2 protein-coding genes are annotated in these 761 nt (G+C 73.6%); both read right to left on the minus strand.

The window, feature by feature from the left end; all coding sequences use genetic code 11:
* The coding region (locus tag AC1D15_RS35465) for a DUF3999 family protein (RefSeq protein ID WP_477829777.1) at positions 1-535 on the minus strand (535 nt) is incomplete at its 3' end.
* A partial coding sequence (locus tag AC1D15_RS35470; RefSeq protein ID WP_477829778.1) for a DUF2339 domain-containing protein occupies positions 532-761 on the minus strand: 230 nt, incomplete at its 5' end. The genes AC1D15_RS35465 and AC1D15_RS35470, both read right to left, overlap by 4 nt.

Consider the following 761-nt stretch of genomic DNA (forward strand, 5'->3'; position numbering starts at 1 on the left):
CACCGAGCTCGATCACGCTGCTGTCCAGCCGCTGCTCCTGGTGCTGCAGCGACACCAGCTGCACCTCGGTGCGCACCATGCGCCACTGCGTCAGGTCATCGCTCGCCTCCACCGCGACCGGCCAGGCGCCGTTCGCGCGCTCGGGGAAGGCGAGCGCGACCTCCATCACCGAGCCCTTCACGCCGCGCAGGTCCAGCACCCAGCCGCGCGGCGTGTCGTCCGGCGCGTCCTTCGCGTCCTTCCTGGCCGGCTTCGCCGCGGGCAGCTTGAAGACCGGCACGCTGCCGGTGGCCAGGCTCTGCTGCGCCGGGGGCGCTGCATCGGCCCAGGCATGGGGCAGCGGCTCGCCGAGCGCATTGCGCAGCTGCAGCCCGCGCAGGTCGGCGGTGCCGGCCTGCAGCTGCCACGCGAGCGGCAGCTCGAGCGTGTAGTACGGCCCGGCGCCTTCCAGCTTGAGCCCCGCCGCGGGCGGAACCGCCGTCGCCGCCATCGTCCACACGGCCAGCATCGCCGCCCCGATCCAACGCGCGTTCATGCTGCCACCTCGGCGTCGACCGCCGCCGCGCGCCGTGGCGGCACCGGCGCGAAGTACCCCACCACCAGCAGCAGCACGCCGACCACGATGAAGGACACGATGCGGTACAGCCCGCCCTGGTCGGCCAGCTCGACGAAGAACAGCTTCAGCACGACGACGCCCAGCAGCGCCGCGCCGACGATCCACACCGTGCGCAGCACGCGCCGGTGGCCCAGCAGCATCAGCC

The organism is Rhizobacter sp. P2_H2 (genome assembly GCF_056403375.1).